Origin of the sequence: Streptomyces africanus, from assembly GCF_002150735.1 — a bacterium.
GTDB classification, from domain to species: Bacteria; Actinomycetota; Actinomycetes; order Streptomycetales; family Streptomycetaceae; genus Streptomyces; species Streptomyces africanus.
The window spans coordinates 1-13962 of record NZ_MUKA01000269.1 but is presented as its reverse complement, the minus strand read 5'-3'; the positions used below and the strand labels follow the sequence as shown (position 1 = coordinate 13962).

Annotated in this window: 15 protein-coding genes; 5 read left to right on the top strand and 10 right to left on the bottom strand. The window is 70.6% G+C overall.

From position 1 onward, the window contains the following. From CCL05_RS30380 to CCL05_RS30370, 3 genes are all read right to left on the bottom strand, one after another. On the bottom strand, positions 1-760 hold a 760-nt coding region (locus tag CCL05_RS30380), incomplete at its 3' end, for a maleylpyruvate isomerase family mycothiol-dependent enzyme (protein WP_086563897.1). Between the two features lie 11 nt (positions 761-771). Beyond that, positions 772-1281 (bottom strand): GNAT family N-acetyltransferase, encoded by a 510-nt coding sequence (locus tag CCL05_RS30375; protein WP_086563896.1) that lies wholly within the window; start codon positions 1279-1281, stop codon positions 772-774. A 25-nt stretch (positions 1282-1306) separates the two neighbouring features. Further along, positions 1307-2503, bottom strand: a complete 1197-nt coding sequence (locus tag CCL05_RS30370) for an aminotransferase class V-fold PLP-dependent enzyme (RefSeq protein WP_167409643.1) — start codon at positions 2501-2503, stop codon at positions 1307-1309. 96 nt (positions 2504-2599) lie between these two features. On the opposite strand from CCL05_RS30370, the gene CCL05_RS30365 reads away from it, so the two are divergent. After that, positions 2600-3535 carry a LysR family transcriptional regulator gene (locus CCL05_RS30365; RefSeq protein WP_086563894.1) on the top strand — a complete coding sequence of 312 codons (936 nt, stop codon included), beginning with the start codon at positions 2600-2602 and terminating at the stop codon, positions 3533-3535. A gap of 43 nt (positions 3536-3578) precedes the next feature. Here the strand turns inward: CCL05_RS30365 and CCL05_RS30360 are convergent, their stop codons facing one another. The 3 genes from CCL05_RS30360 to CCL05_RS30350 form a co-directional block, all read right to left on the bottom strand. Continuing rightward, complete coding sequence (locus CCL05_RS30360) at positions 3579-4238, bottom strand: LysE family translocator (RefSeq protein ID WP_086563893.1); 660 nt, start codon at positions 4236-4238, stop codon at positions 3579-3581. Between the two features lie 359 nt (positions 4239-4597). After that, positions 4598-4912 carry a hypothetical protein gene (locus tag CCL05_RS30355; RefSeq protein ID WP_086563892.1) on the bottom strand — a complete coding sequence of 105 codons (315 nt, stop codon included), beginning with the start codon at positions 4910-4912 and terminating at the stop codon, positions 4598-4600. Positions 4913-4930: 18 nt separating this feature from the next. Next, positions 4931-6622 carry a sodium:solute symporter family protein gene (locus CCL05_RS30350; protein ID WP_086563891.1) on the bottom strand — a complete coding sequence of 564 codons (1692 nt, stop codon included), beginning with the start codon at positions 6620-6622 and terminating at the stop codon, positions 4931-4933. Between the two features lie 164 nt (positions 6623-6786). On the opposite strand from CCL05_RS30350, the gene galT reads away from it, so the two are divergent. Genes galT through galK form a run of 3 tightly spaced genes read left to right on the top strand, consistent with a single transcriptional unit; the run spans position 6787 to position 10010 of the window. Continuing rightward, on the top strand, positions 6787-7848 hold the full coding sequence (gene galT / locus CCL05_RS30345; RefSeq protein ID WP_086563890.1) for a galactose-1-phosphate uridylyltransferase: 1062 nt from the start codon (positions 6787-6789) through the stop codon (positions 7846-7848). Beyond that, entirely contained in the window at positions 7845-8807 is a 963-nt protein-coding gene (gene galE / locus CCL05_RS30340; protein WP_086563889.1) for a UDP-glucose 4-epimerase GalE, read from the top strand. The genes galT and galE overlap by 4 nt, the downstream gene beginning before the upstream one ends. A gap of 27 nt (positions 8808-8834) precedes the next feature. Further along, positions 8835-10010: a galactokinase gene (gene galK / locus CCL05_RS30335; protein ID WP_086563888.1), complete on the top strand. Its 1176-nt coding sequence runs from the start codon at positions 8835-8837 to the stop codon at positions 10008-10010. Positions 10011-10074: 64 nt separating this feature from the next. Here the strand turns inward: galK and CCL05_RS30330 are convergent, their stop codons facing one another. The 3 genes from CCL05_RS30330 to CCL05_RS30320 form a co-directional block, all read right to left on the bottom strand. Beyond that, a complete protein-coding gene (locus CCL05_RS30330; protein ID WP_244204465.1) occupies positions 10075-11070 on the bottom strand; it encodes a hypothetical protein in 996 nt (331 codons plus the stop codon). A gap of 14 nt (positions 11071-11084) precedes the next feature. Beyond that, positions 11085-11741, bottom strand: coding sequence for a hypothetical protein (locus tag CCL05_RS30325; protein ID WP_167409641.1), 657 nt, complete (start codon positions 11739-11741; stop codon positions 11085-11087). 83 nt (positions 11742-11824) lie between these two features. Continuing rightward, a complete protein-coding gene (locus tag CCL05_RS30320) occupies positions 11825-12283 on the bottom strand; it encodes a GNAT family N-acetyltransferase (protein ID WP_086563886.1) in 459 nt (152 codons plus the stop codon). A 305-nt stretch (positions 12284-12588) separates the two neighbouring features. Between CCL05_RS30320 and CCL05_RS30315 the strand changes: the two genes are divergently transcribed. After that, positions 12589-13356 (top strand): LuxR C-terminal-related transcriptional regulator, encoded by a 768-nt coding sequence (locus tag CCL05_RS30315; RefSeq protein ID WP_086563885.1) that lies wholly within the window; start codon positions 12589-12591, stop codon positions 13354-13356. Here CCL05_RS30315 and tamR read toward each other — a convergent pair. Next, entirely contained in the window at positions 13315-13812 is a 498-nt protein-coding gene (tamR, locus tag CCL05_RS30310) for a MarR family transcriptional regulator TamR (RefSeq protein WP_037667999.1), read from the bottom strand. The two genes, CCL05_RS30315 and tamR, sit on opposite strands and share 42 nt — an antisense overlap. Positions 13813-13962 lie beyond the last annotated feature (150 nt).

Below are 13962 nucleotides of genomic sequence, written 5' to 3'. Positions count from 1 at the left end.
CGGCCTGCCCGCGCTCGGGCCCTGGCCGCCCCACCCGCCGTCCTCCGGCAACGGTCAGCCGGCACTCCGCTCGTGAAAGGCAGGACGGCCAGGGCCCGAGCGCGGGTAGGCCGTGTGCCGCTACCGGTGAGACCGCGGGCGGGCGTCCGGCCAGCCAGGCCGCCAGGTCGCGCACCCGCCCGGTGACCAGCGCGCCCGGCCGGGCGCCGACGGACCACTCGCGGCGCACATCGTCGGCGTACAGGCGCGTGCCTGCCGGCAGACGGCCGAGGAGGAACACGATGGCGTGCGTGGCCAGGTCCTCGGGCCAGTCGTCCGACCGCACGCCGAGGTCCAGGTCGGTCATGTGGATCCATGCCTCGCGCCAGCGTGCCCGGACGGTCGCGGCCAGGTCGGCGTTCCGGAACGTGACCGGACGTTTCCAGTCCTCCTCGCCGGCGCGTGCCCAGGCCGCCTCCAGGCGGGCTGTGTGTGCGGCGAGCCGGGCCCGGTGCTCGGCGGCGCTGCGGCCGGCCGTGGCCTCGATGATCGCGTCGCGCTCGTCCACGCCACCGTCGTAGGCCGCCACCAGGTCCCCGCGCAGGGCATGCTCCGCGAGACGGGCGAACATCCTCGCGTTGTCGGTGAGATGCGCCAGTACGTGGCCACGGGACCAGCCGGGAAGGGCGGACGGTTCGGCGAGCTGCCGGTCGGTCACGTGGGCGACGAGCCGTTCCAGGGTGCCGTGGGCTTCGATCACGGCCGCGACGGGCGGTTGCACGGGCTGCCCTTCTACGAGGCGGGAAGCCGGTCCACGACTGCGGGGGCCTCGGCGGCGAGGTGCTCGAGGGGCTCACCGCTGAGTCGGCATACCGTCCACTCGTCCAGGAGTTCGACGCCGAGTGACGTGTAGAACGCGATCGTCGGCTCGTTCCAGGCCAGGACCCACCATTCGAAGCGCTCGTAGCCCCTGCTCCGGCAGATCGCGGCGAGCGCGGCGAGCAGCGCCCTGCCGTGTCCCGCGCCGCGGGCGTGCGGGCGCACGTACAGGTCCTCCAGGTGCATGCCGCGTGTGCCGGTCCAGGTCGAAAAGCGCGGGAACCACAGGGCATAGCCCACGGCCTCGCCCGTGTCCTCGTCCTGGGCGATCAGGACGGACGCTGCCGGATGGTCGCCGAACAGCGCCTCGTGGAGCTGTTCGTCAGTGGCTCGGGCCTGCTCGGCGGCCCGTTCGTACGCGGCGAGTTCGCGGATCATCGCGCGGATCTCCGGGATGTCGCTCGTCGTGGCGGCACGGATCATTTCGGCTGGTTCCCCTCACAGATGGTCAGGTCCGAGGCAAGGCGTGGCCCCGGCCCGGCAGTTGGGCGATCACCTCGACGGCGCGGTCGAGTTCGGCCTCGGTGGTGTAGTAGTGCGGCGACAGCCGGACCAGGGGGTGCACGCCGCGGTCCTCGGTGTCGAAGGGCGTGTGTCCCGGGGAGGTCGTGCTGACGTTGATCCCCTGCCGGGCGAGCACGGCGGCCACCTCGGCGGCGGGTACGCCGTCGACCTTCGCCGTGACGATGGCGCAGCGGTGCTCGCCCTGGTCGTGCACGGTGACGCCGGGCAGGCAGGCCAGCCGGGACCGCAGCGCGGCGCCGAGTGCCAGCGCCCGGTCGCCGATGGCGGTCAGGCCCAGATCCAGCGCCTGCCGCACGGCGGCGCCCAGGCCGAGGACGGCGGCGTAGTTCTTCTCCCACGTCTCGAACCGGCGGGCGCCGTCGTGCCAGCGGAAACCGCGGCCGCCGTCCCAGGAGGCGGCCGCGATCTCGGTGACGAACGGGTCGAGGTGCTCCAGCATCTCGGGCCGCACCCACAGGAAGCCGATCCCGCGCGGCCCGCGCAGGAACTTGCGGCCGGTGGCGGTGAGCATGTCGCAGCCGATCTCGCGGACGTCGACCGGGAACTGGCCGACCGACTGGGTGGCATCGAGCAGGAACGGCACCCCGGCGGCCCGGGTGATGCGGCCGATCGCGGCGGCCGGATTGATCAGGCCGCCGCCGGTGGGGACGTGGCTGACGCCGACGAGCCGGGTGCGTTCGTCGATCAGCCCGGCGAGCGCGGCGGTGTCCAGTTGCCCGTCGGCGTCGTCGGGGACGACCACGATCTCGGCGCCGGCGCGCCGCGCTGTCTGGAGGTAGGCCAGTACGTTGCTGCCGTACTCGGCGCGGCCGGTCAGGATGCGGTCGCCGGGCCGGAAGGAGAGGGAGTAGAACGCCGCGTTCCAGGCGTGCGTGGAGTTGTCGAACAGGGCTGTCTCGGCAGGCCGGCCGCCGATGAGTTCGGCGATGTCGGCGTAGGTGCGGTCGATGCGGTCGCGTTCCCGCTCGGCCGCCTCGTAGCCGCCGATCTCCGCCTCCAGCTCCAGGTGGGCGGTCATCGTCCGCAGCGTGTGCCGGGAGAGCAGGCCGGCGCCCGCGTTGTTCAGGTGCACCCGGTGCGCGACCCCAGGGGTGTCCCGGCGCAGTGCCTCGATATCCATGCGCCCCACGCTGCACGAGCCCCCTTGCATCAGTAAAGTGAATCTTTCCGGGCATGATCGGCCAGAAAAACTGATGCTTACGGGGATGAGGGCACCGTGTACAACCTGCGCCGGCTGCAGATGCTGCGGGAGTTGAAGCACCGCGGCACGCTGGCGGCCGTCGCGACGGCCCTGTCCTACAGCCCGTCCGCCGTCTCCCAACAGCTCTCCCTGCTGGAGAACGAGGTCGGGGCACCACTGCTCCAGCCGCACGGCCGCCGGGTGCGGCTGACCCCGCAAGCCGACATCCTGGTGGCCCACACCGAGGCGGTACTGCGTCAACTGGACCAGGCCGCCGCCGACATCGCCGCGTCCCTGGCGGAGGTGACCGGCACACTGCGGGTGGCCGGGTTCCAGACGGCGGCACTGGCGCTCCTGCCCCGCGCACTGACCTGGCTGGGCGAGACCCACCCGGGCGTGCGGGTGACGTTCACCCAGGCCGAGCCGGACACCGCGCTGCCCGCCCTGCTCGCACGGGACTGCGACCTCGTCATCGACGAGGTCTTCCCCGGCCGGCCACAGGCCCGCGCGACCGAGGTCGAACACCAGTTGCTCGCGCGTGACCTCATGCGGCTGGCCACACCCGGCCCGGCGGAACTCGCGGAGCTGGCCGGCCGGCCGTGGGCGATGGAGCCGGCGGGCACGCCCGCCCGGGAGTGGACGACGGCCGTGTGCCAGGAGGCCGGGTTCGAGCCGGACGTCGCGTTCGAGACCGCCGACATGCTGGTGCACGCCGAACTGGTGGCGGCCGGGCACGCGGCGGCGTTCCTGCCGGACCTGTTGTGGCACGACCGCCGGCCGCCGGTCGCGCTGCACCACCTGGCGGCCCGTCACCACCGGGACATCCTGGTCACCGTCCGCTCCGGAGCGGCCGGCCACCCGCTCATCCGCGCTCTGCTGGCCGCGTTGTCCGCGGCGGCGGACGACGCCCGGGCGGCCGCGCACCGCCATCTCACCGGACACCGCGCACCGGCGCGCACTCGGCAGGACTGACCGGTCCGCGGTACGGAGGTGGCCCGGGCCGCGCGGAAGGAGTTCAGCGCGTGGTCGTGGCCAGGCGCAGCCCCAAGGCGACCAGCACGCCTCCGCTGACCGCGTCGACGCGACGCCGGATCCGCGGCCGGCGGAACCAGGCGCCGGTGCGGCCCACCACAGCGGCCAGACTGAGGTAGAACGCCGTTTCGATGAGCACCTGCACCGCGGCCAGCAGCGCGGTCGTGGCGAACAGCGGACGGCTTGCCGGAACGAACTGCGGATAGAACGCGATCATGAAGAAGGCGGCCTTGGGGTTGGCCAGCATCACCACTGTTCCTTCGCCGAAGGACGCCCACCATCCCCCTCGGCTCACGGGAGGCGTGATCGGCTCTTGTGCGTCCGCCGGTGCGGCCTCCGGGCGGGTGCGGCTGCGCCACGCCGTACGCCATGCCCTGACGCCGAGGTAGACCAGGAACACCGCACCGACCATGCGCAGCACGACGAACGCCACCTCGGAGGCCGCCACGAGAGCGGTCAGACCGGCACCGGCGGCCAGCGCCCACACGTACAGACCTGCTTCGAGCCCCAGGACGGTGGGTACGGCCGCCCGCCATCCGCGCAACGCCGCCTGCCGAAAGATCAATATCATCGCCGGCCCCGGCGACGCCGAGATGAGGAGCACGGCGACCACGAACGGGGGTAACAACCCAAGGAGATCCATGAGTTGATCGTGCCAGCGCCCGGTAGCCCGCTCAACGGCTCACTCACCGGGGGCGGCGGCCTTCCCGCCCGCGGCGGTCGGTGCCGCGGCGGCTTCGCCGGCGGCCTCGAATCCGGACGGCAACCACCGCGCCGCCGCGCGGCGCCGCGATGGCTCGGTGGCGGCTGCGCGCGACCCGGAACGAGCCGCGCCAGCCGCCGGCCCGGCGTCGGCCGCGGTGCACCCTCCGCGGCCTCTGGGCGGCGGGCCATGCGCGGCAGCGTGCCGCCCGCCGTTCGCCCGTCGGCGCCGCGGCCGCGCTGCGGGGCGGCGGACGGTGGCGGGCGGATCGCCGGACCAGGGCCACCGGGCGCCCGCCGTCACTCCCTCGGTTCATCCCCCGGCACGGCGTCCGGCGGCACGGGCGCCACCGGCCTCAGCTTCAGCCAGACCAGGAAGAACACCCCGAGCGCGAGCATCCCCAGCCCGGTCCACAGGTTGATGTTGACGCCCTCCGCCTTGTCGAGGTCGGCATCGGACGCCGTGAACCCAGCGATCGTGACGATCACGCCGTAGACCACGAACAGCCCACCGATGATCCGCCGGATGTCGAACAGCCGCGCGGCCGTCGCCGACTTGCCCTGCAGCTCGGTGACTTCCCGCTGCACGTCCTTGTCGGAGTAGAACTCGGACATCTGTCAATCCTCCCTCGGTCAGAACGAGAACGGGATGTAGCAGGCCGCGGCCAGCACGATCGCGCCCCACCCCAGCAGCGCCGGCCTGCGATACCAGGCCTCGTCCCCGGGGGCCGGCGGCTCCGCCATGCCGGGCGAGGTCGTGCCGTAGACCAGCCCCTGGAGTTCCTCGGCCGGCTTCGGCGCGGTGAAGAGCGACACCGCCACCATGACGACCGCGCCCGCGACGAACCCCGCGATCGCCGAGACGAAGTTGGCTCCCTGGTCGGAGGGGATGTCGATGATGCCCTGCTTGTAGAGGACGAAGTAGTTGACCATCGCGGCGGTGGTGCCCGCGAGCAGCCCCCAGAAGCCCGACTTCATCGACGTCCGCTTCCAGAACATGCCGATGATGAAGACGACGAACATCGGCACGTTGAAGAAGGAGAACAGCGTCTGGAGGTAGCTCATGATGTTGGAGAAGGACGACGCCAGGAAGGCCGTGCCGATGGAGGCCAGGACGCCGATCGCGGTGATGAGACGGCCGAAGCGCACGTAGTACGCGTCCTCCCGCCCCTTCACCACGTACTTCGCCCAGATGTCCGTGGTGAACACCGTGTTGAACGACGACACGTTCGCCGCCATGCCCGCCATGAAGGCCGCGAGGAGACCGGTCACGGCGATGCCCAGCACCCCGTTGGGCAGCAACTGCTCCATCAGGTACGGGATCGCGTCGTTGTACTGCAGGTCGGAGCCGGCCGTACCGATCTTCGGGACCAGCACCGCGGCGACCAGACCCGGGATCATCACCAGGAAGACGATGAAGATCTTCGGGAACGCGGCGATGAGCGGGGTGCGCTGGGCCGCCGAGAGGTTCTTCGCCGACAGGGCGCGCTGCACCTCCGCGAAGTTCGTCGTCCAGTAGCCGAAGGAGAGCACGAAGCCCAGGCCCAGGACGATCGTCAGCCAGTTCGCGCCCAGCGGGTTGGCGCTGCCGATGCCCGTGCCGCCCCAGGAGGTCATGAAGTCGGCGCCGTGGGACTTGGTGAGGGAGTCGGACAGACCGTCCCAGCCGCCCACCTTCTTCAGGCCGAGCACGGTGATGGGGATGAGCGCGGCGAGGATGACGAAGAACTGCAGGACCTCGTTGTAGATCGCCGAGGACAGACCGCCGAGGGTGATGTACGCCAGCACGAAGAAGCCGGCGACGACGATCGCCACCCACTCCGGCCAGCCGAGCAGCGCCTCGACGACGATCGCCATCGCGTAGAGGTTGACGCCGGCGATGAGGATGGCGGCGAAGGCGAAGAGCACCGAGCTGAGCAGGTGCGCCGCCCTGTCGAAGCGCAGCAGCAGGAACTCCGGGACCGAGCGGACCTTGGAGCCGTAGTAGAAGGGCATCATCACCAGGCCGAGGAAGACCATGGCCGGGATGGCGCCGATCCAGTACCAGTGCGTGGTGTAGACGCCGTACTGCGCGCTGTTGGCGGCCATGCCGAGGATCTCGGTGGCGCCCAGGTTGGCGGCTATGAACGCGAGGCCGGTGACCCAGGCGGGCAGGGAACGGCCGGAGAGGAAGAAGTCGAGGCTGGTCTTCACCGAGCGGCGGGCGGCGAAGCCGATGCCGAGGACGACGACGAAGTAGATGCCGAGGATCGTGTAGTCGAGCCAGTTCGTGGGGAGTCGCAGCTCGGCTGCCAGGTGGACGGGGGGATGCGTGGGGGGATGCATGAGCCCTCGCTTCGTTGCGTGAACCGATACCTCGCGGAATCTACGCCTCGGTCTTCAGATATTGAACACGTCTGATGATGCTCTTTGTTTGATTGTGATGTTGACGATTGGGGGGAGTCGTGTTTTGATATGTTTGGTTATGTTTGAAGGATGAGGAGTCCGGCGTGAAGAAGACCTCGACCCGGCTGGCCGACGGTCGCGAGCTCATCTACTACGACCTGCGTGACGACACCGTGCGGGACGCGGCCGACCGCCGCCCGCTGGACCGCACCGTCACCACGTCCGAGATCCGCCGCGACCCCCTGCTCGGCGACAGTGTCGCCGTCGCCTCGCACCGCCAGGGCCGCACCTACCATCCGCCGGCCGACGAGTGCCCCCTGTGCCCCTCCGAGGGCGACCGGCTGAGCGAGATCCCGGACTCGTCGTACGACGTCGTCGTGTTCGAGAACCGCTTCCCCTCACTGGCCGGCGACTCCGGCCGCTGCGAGGTCGTCTGCTTCACGTCCGACCACAACGCGTCCTTCGCGAGCCTGAGCGAAGAGCAGGCCGGCCTGGTACTGGAGGCGTGGACGGACCGTACGTCGGAGCTGTCCCATCTGCCCTCCGTCGAGCAGGTGTTCTGCTTCGAGAACCGGGGCGCCGAGATCGGCGTGACCCTCCAGCACCCGCACGGACAGATCTACGCCTACCCCTTCACCACCCCGCGCACCGCCCTGATGCTCCGCTCCGTCGCGGCCCACAAGGAGATGACGGGCGGGGAGAACCTCTTCGACGCCGTCCTGGAGCGTGAACTCGCCGAGGAGCGGGTCGTCCTGGAGGGCGACCACTGGGTGGCCTTCGTGCCGTACGCGGCGCACTGGCCGTACGAGGTCCACCTGTACCCCAAGCACCGCGTGCCCGACCTGCTCGGGCTGGACGAGGCCGCGCGCACAGAGTTCCCCAAGATTTATCTGGAACTCTTGAGGCGCTTCGACCGGATCTTCGGTGAGGGCGAGCCTCCGACCCCGTACATCGCGGCCTGGCACCAGGCCCCGTTCGGCGCGCTGGAGGAATTCGACGGGGTCGTGCGGGAAGACTTCGCGCTTCACCTCGAGCTTTTCACCATCCGCCGCACTTCCGGCAAGTTGAAGTTCCTCGCGGGTTCCGAGTCCGGTATGAACGTCTTCATCAACGACGTGCCGCCGGAGCGCGCGGCCGAGCGACTGCGAGAGGTAGCGAGTTCATGAGCGGGAAGTACCTGGTGACAGGCGGCGCGGGTTACGTCGGCAGCGTGGTCGCCCAGCACCTGCTGGAAGCAGGCCACGAGGTCGTGGTCCTCGACAACCTCTCCACCGGCTTCCGCGAGGCCGTCCCCGCGGGTGCCTCCTTCGTGGAGGGCGACATCCGCGACGCCGCCAAGTGGCTGGACCCCTCCTTCGACGGGGTCCTGCACTTCGCCGCTTTCTCGCAGGTCGGCGAGTCGGTCGCGAAGCCGGAGAAGTACTGGGACAACAACGTCGTCGGCACCATGGCCCTGCTCGCGGCGATGCGCGAGGCGGACGTCCGCAAGCTCGTCTTCTCCTCGACGGCGGCGACGTACGGCGAGCCGGAGCAGGTCCCGATCGTCGAGTCGGCGCCCACCTCCCCGACCAACCCCTACGGCGCCTCGAAACTCGCGGTGGACCACATGATCAGCGGTGAGGCGGCCGCCCACGGCCTGGGCGCGGTCTCGCTGCGCTACTTCAACGTGGCCGGGGCGTACGGCGAGTACGGCGAGCGCCACGACCCCGAGTCCCACCTGATCCCGCTCGTCTTCCAGGTCGCGCAGGGCAGGCGCGACGCGATCTCCGTCTTCGGCGACGACTACCCGACGCCGGACGGCACCTGCGTGCGCGACTACATCCACGTCGCGGACCTGGCCGGCGCCCACCTGCTGGCGCTGGACGCCGCCACCACCGGCGAGCACCTGATCTGCAACCTCGGCAACGGCAGCGGCTTCTCCGTCCGCGAGGTCATCGAGACGGTCCGCCGGGTGACCGGCCACCCGATCCCGGAAGTGGTCGCCCCCCGCCGGGGCGGCGACCCGGCGGTCCTGGTGGCATCGGCCGCCACGGCCCGCGAGAAGCTGGGCTGGAACCCGTCCCGCGCGGACCTCGACGCGATCGTCGCGGACGCCTGGGCATTCGCGCAGCGGCGCGACAACTAGTACGGAACGAAGGGTCAGGGGTCAGGCATGAGCGAGGCTGTTGCCGACAAGGCCGCCGGGGCGGTCGCCGAGCGGTTCACGGAGCTTTACGGCGCCGAGCCGCACGGAGTCTGGGCGGCACCGGGCCGCGTCAACCTCATCGGTGAGCACACCGACTACAACGACGGCTTCGTCATGCCGTTCGCCCTGCCGCACCAGGCGGTGGCGGCGGTCTCCCGCCGTGCGGACGGCGTGCTCCGCCTCCACTCGGAGGACGTCGAGGGCGGGGTGAGGGAACTCCGCCTGGACGACCTGTCCCCCGAGTCGGACAAGAACTGGACGGCGTACCCGGCGGGCGTGGTGTGGGCCCTGCGCGAGGCCGGCCACGCGGTGACCGGCGCGGACATCCACCTGTCCTCCACGGTCCCGTCGGGCGCGGGCCTGTCGTCCTCGGCGGCGCTGGAAGTGGTCGTGGCGCTGGCCCTCAACGACCTCTTCTCCCTCGACCTCCGCGGCTGGCAACTGGCCCGCCTGTGCCAGCGCGCGGAGAACGTCTACGTGGGCGCCCCGGTCGGCATCATGGACCAGACCGCGTCGGCGTGCTGCGAGGCGGGCCACGCCCTCTTCCTCGACACCCGCGACCTCTCCCAGCGCCAGATCCCCTTCGACCTGGCGGCCGAGGGCATGCGCCTGATCGTGGTCGACACGCAGGTCAAGCACTCCCACAGCGAGGGCGAGTACGGCAAGCGCCGCGCGGGCTGCGAGAAGGGCGCGGCGCTGCTCGGCGTCAACGCCCTGCGGGACATCCCCTACGCCGACCTGGACGCGGCCCTGGCCCGCCTCGGCGACGAGGAGGAGGTCCGCCGCCTGGTCCGCCACATCGTCACGGAGAACGAGCGCGTCGAACGGGTGGTGTCCTTGCTGGAGTCGGGCGAGACCCGCGCGATCGGCCCGGTCCTGGCCGAGGGCCACGCCTCCCTCCGGGACGACTTCCGCATCTCCTGCCCCGAACTGGACCTGGTCGTCGACACGGCCCTCGCCTCCGGCGCCCTGGGCGCCCGCATGACCGGCGGCGGCTTCGGCGGCTCGGCGATCGTCCTGGCGGAGGAGCCGGACGTGGACGCGCTCACCAAGGCCATCCAGGAATCCTTCGCCGCGGCGGGCTTCACGGCACCGCGCGTCTTCGAGGCGGTGCCCGCAGCGGGGGCACGCCGTCTGCGCTGACGAACCGACCGATCGGGCGCCCTGTCCTCCACGAGGAAGGGCGCCCGCTCGCTTCTCCGCGACGTCAGCGGTTGACGGCCTGGTACTCCTGGACCGCCACATCGGTGGTGGTGGCGAACGTTCCGCTGGGCAGGTCGCCGCCGGTGCCGCCCGCGCCTTCCCAGCTGATTTCCCAGGTGAGAGTCGCCTTGAGGCCGTAGGAACCGTCCCCCGAGGACCGCAGGTACCGCACCCCGCACGGAGGCGTCAGCTCCGCCTTGCCCCTGGCGTACGGCTCTCCGATCGACCCGTCGTCGTTGATCACGCACTCGCCGGACGACGGAAGGCTCTCCGCGTCCTCCGTCCCCGGATCGAGGTGCAGGCTCACCGGCTTGGCGGTCGTGGTCGCCCACAGCCCGGTACCGGGCAGACTCGCCGTGACGGAGACGGGCTTGAAGGTGCCCTTGTCCAGCCAGACCCAGGTGGGGGCGTTCACCGTCGACTTGCCGTTCGGCGCGAGGGAGACCTTCGTCGGCGGCACGACGGTCCGCTGATGCGCAAGCCCGGCGAGCGTCTCGGTGTCGATGGCCTGGGGGACGCCGGGGTTCTTGCCGTTGTCCACCCAGAAGGGATCACGCGTGCAGGCCTTGGCTGCCGGGTCGTCCTTCATCTCCGGATTCCTGACAGCCACCCACCACATGCCCTCGTCGTTCTTGTCGACGTTGAAGTCCTTGTAGGGGTGGCCTCCCTTGTAGCGCGCCTTGAGGTCCGCGATGCCCTCGGGCGCGCCGCCGACGGACTCGTACATGGACCACTTGGCCTCGTTGAAGGTCTTGAAGTCCTTGGCCTTCCAGTACGGCTCGTACCAGCACGCCGGCGGCTCCCAGTCCACGGCGGTGGAGGTGATCGGACCGCTGTCCTTCGCCTTGGAACCCGGGACCTTGATGGTGACGCGGGATTCCAGAGCCCGGCCGGACGAGTCGCCGGAGGTTTTCCTCTCCTGGGGACCGATGGTGTCGAACCCTCCAGCCGCGGCCGGAAATGTCCCGAGGCCGACCAGCGCCGTGGTGAGCGCGGTCACTCCCACGCACCGCGTCAGGGCTGGCACTTCTGCGACCCCCGGTCCTCGGTGAGATCCCACGTCTGCCAGACACCGTCCTCGTTCTTCTTCAGGCCGAGGTTGTAGAAGACATAGCTGTCGGGCGTGGTCTTGGTGCCCTGCAGCTTGTTCGTCTCGCGGTTCTTGAGGTCAGCCTTGCTCTCGTCGACGCAGTACGTCAGTGCTGCCGACTTCTTGTCGAACACCGTCACCTGGCGGTCGAAGTAACGCAGGGTGCCGGCCCAGCTGGTCTTCTTGGCGATGGCGCCCTTCGCGTACTGGTAGATGCCCACCAGCGCGTTGTCCGTGTAGTAGAAGGCCATGCCCGACTTCTTGATGTCTCCGTAGGCCATGGCCTGCCACACCGTGCTGACGGTTCTCTCGTTGTCCGCCAGGATCGCGTCCTTCTGAGCGTCGCCCGTCTGCCGCCCCTCGAAGACCAGCTTCATGTCCGAAGGCAGCTTGATCTCCGGCCGATCGATCCCGTCCGCCGTCGCGGACACCGACGGCGAGGCCGATGGCGAATCGGCCGAGTCCGCACCGGCGATCTTGTCGGACGACGCCCCGTCACCTCCCCCCGAGCCGCAGGCGGTCAGCAGCAGGGCCGCGGATGCGGTGAGCGCGGCTGTCACGAGCCGAGCGGGGCGGTTCACGTTGTGCTCCCGTTGATGTGGGGGGGGACAAGTCAAGCGGATCAACGCTATCGGTGGGCCGAACCGCGACGGCGACGAGGTCGTCAGCCCAGGCGCTTCGTCAGCGTGTACTCCGTGATCCCCGGCGGGTAGTCCGGCACCACGCACACCACCTCGTACCCCTGTTTCTCGTAGAAGCGAGGGGCCTGGAAGTCCCATGTCTCCAGGCGGGCCGCGTGGCAGCCCCGGTCGCGGGAGGCGATGCGTTCCGCCTCCGAAAGCAACCGGGCGCCCATGCCCCGGCCCCGGTGGCGCTCGTCGACCCACAGGTACGTGACGTGGAGCCAGGACGCCCAGGTGTAGCCGACGAGGCCGCCCGCCATGCGGTCGTCCGTGTCGTTCACAGCCCACACGTGCAACGGGACGTCCCTTTCGTCCGGTGTCCCGCGCAGGGCGCGCAGCACCGGAGAGGCGGCCGTGTTCGTTTCCCGCAGGCGGGTACGGAGCAGATCACGTCGGGCCTTGTCGACTTCTGTCTCAAGACGGAACATGCGGCACACCATAAACGCGCAGGGCAGTCAGTTCTGCAAATAACCTTCCGCTCCGGGCCCCCGGCCGTACTCTGATGAACAGCACCGGTGGGGGCCGGTGCCGATCAGGGGGCGAGACAGCCGGGTACGACACCCGGGGTGGGGGTAGCGGTTTCTGCACGGCGGCGGCCGTGCGGCTGCGGCGACCCGGCCGGACTGCTGTGAGGACGGACGGACAGGTGCAGCAGATCCGGGCACCCCGGGGTCGTACCCGTGCGGTGCCGTCTTCCGACGATGGGGTATCCCCTGCTCTTATGGAGCCTGGGGGAGGGGGTTACGTGGTTCGCATCCGAGTCCTGGTCGTCGACGACCATCGCATCTTCGCCGAGTCACTCGCGGCGGCCCTGGCCGCCGAGCCCGATGTCGACGTCTCCGCGGCCGGCAGCGGCCCGGCCGCGCTGCGCAGTCTGGAGCGGGCGGTCGCCGAGGGGCGGCGGTTCGACGTGCTGCTCGTCGACGCCGATCTGGGCGGCAAGGTGCCGGGCGCCCGCCCGGCCGTACCCGTGCAGGAGGGCAACGAGGACGGGCTCGTCGACGGGATCTCCCTCGTCGCGGGCGTGCGGTCCGCGCAGCCGAACGTACGGATCGTCGTGCTCGCCGAGAAGGACGACCCGCGCCGGGCCGCGCTCGCCCTGCAGGCCGGGGCCTGCGGATGGGTCGCCAAGGACTGCTCGCTGTCCCGGCTGCTCACGGTCATCCGGGGCGTGCTGCGCGACGAGACGCATCTGCCGCCGGCCCTGCTGACCGGCGTGCTGCGGGAACTGACCGCCGCGCGCAAGCACCGCACGGAGAGCGAGCGGCTCGTCGAGTCCCTCACTCCGCGTGAGCGGGAAGTGCTGCGGTGCATGGTGGCGGGGCTGGGGCGCAAGGCCGTCGCCGAGCGCCTCTTCCTGTCGCCGCACACGGTGCGGACGCACATGCAGAACGTGCTGGGCAAGCTGGGCGTGCACTCCACGCTCGCCGCCGTCGCCCTGGCCCGGCGTGCCGGAGTGGGGCCCGCCGACCTAGCCGGGGATGTTGTCGAACGGGGCGGTCAGCTGGCGTAGCAGCCCCGCCAGTTCGCCGCGCTGGGCGCGGGAGAGCTCCGCGAGGATCGCGCGCTCCTGGTCCAGCAGCCCCGCCAGGGCCTGGTCCGCGCGGTCCCGGCCCTCGGCCGTCAGCCGGACCAGGACGCCTCGGCGGTCGCTGGGGTCGGGGAGGCGTTCCACCAGGCCCTTCTTCGCCAGGCGGTCGATGCGGTTCGTCATCGTGCCCGATGTGACCAGGGTCTGGGTCAGGAGCTGTCCCGGCGAGAGCTGGTACGGCGTGCCCGCGCGGCGCAGCGCCGTCAGGACGTCGAACTCCCACGGCTCCAGGCCGTGCTCCGAGAAGGCCAGCCGGCGTGCCCGGTCCAGATGCCGGGCCAGTCTGCTCACGCGGCTGAGCACCTCGAGCGGTTCGACGTCGAGGTCCGGGCGCTCCCGGCGCCATGCTGCGACCAGCCGGTCGACCTCGTCCTCCATGGCGATCAGTGTAGTGGTTGTGTCGACGTAGAGTCTCTTGATGTTGATTTTCTTGACGTCAAGATAATTCGGCTGTCACGCTGTGTGCGCGTCCCTTACGGTCATCACGGACACCAGGAGGACCCATGCCCGCAGCCGAGGTCGGCGATG

Coding starts and splice junctions, on each gene's coding strand:
- CCL05_RS30355 (WP_086563892.1), bottom strand. CDS start 4,912: ATGTCCGAGTTCTACTCCGACAAGGACGTGCAGCGGGAAGTCACCGAG.
- CCL05_RS30370 (WP_167409643.1), bottom strand. CDS start 2,503: ATGGATATCGAGGCACTGCGCCGGGACACCCCTGGGGTCGCGCACCGG.
- galE (WP_086563889.1), top strand. CDS start 7,845: ATGAGCGGGAAGTACCTGGTGACAGGCGGCGCGGGTTACGTCGGCAGC.
- CCL05_RS30350 (WP_086563891.1), bottom strand. CDS start 6,622: ATGCATCCCCCCACGCATCCCCCCGTCCACCTGGCAGCCGAGCTGCGA.
- tamR (WP_037667999.1), bottom strand. CDS start 13,812: ATGGAGGACGAGGTCGACCGGCTGGTCGCAGCATGGCGCCGGGAGCGC.
- CCL05_RS30320 (WP_086563886.1), bottom strand. CDS start 12,283: ATGGTGTGCCGCATGTTCCGTCTTGAGACAGAAGTCGACAAGGCCCGA.
- galK (WP_086563888.1), top strand. CDS start 8,835: ATGAGCGAGGCTGTTGCCGACAAGGCCGCCGGGGCGGTCGCCGAGCGG.
- CCL05_RS30375 (WP_086563896.1), bottom strand. CDS start 1,281: ATGATCCGTGCCGCCACGACGAGCGACATCCCGGAGATCCGCGCGATG.
- CCL05_RS30360 (WP_086563893.1), bottom strand. CDS start 4,238: ATGGATCTCCTTGGGTTGTTACCCCCGTTCGTGGTCGCCGTGCTCCTC.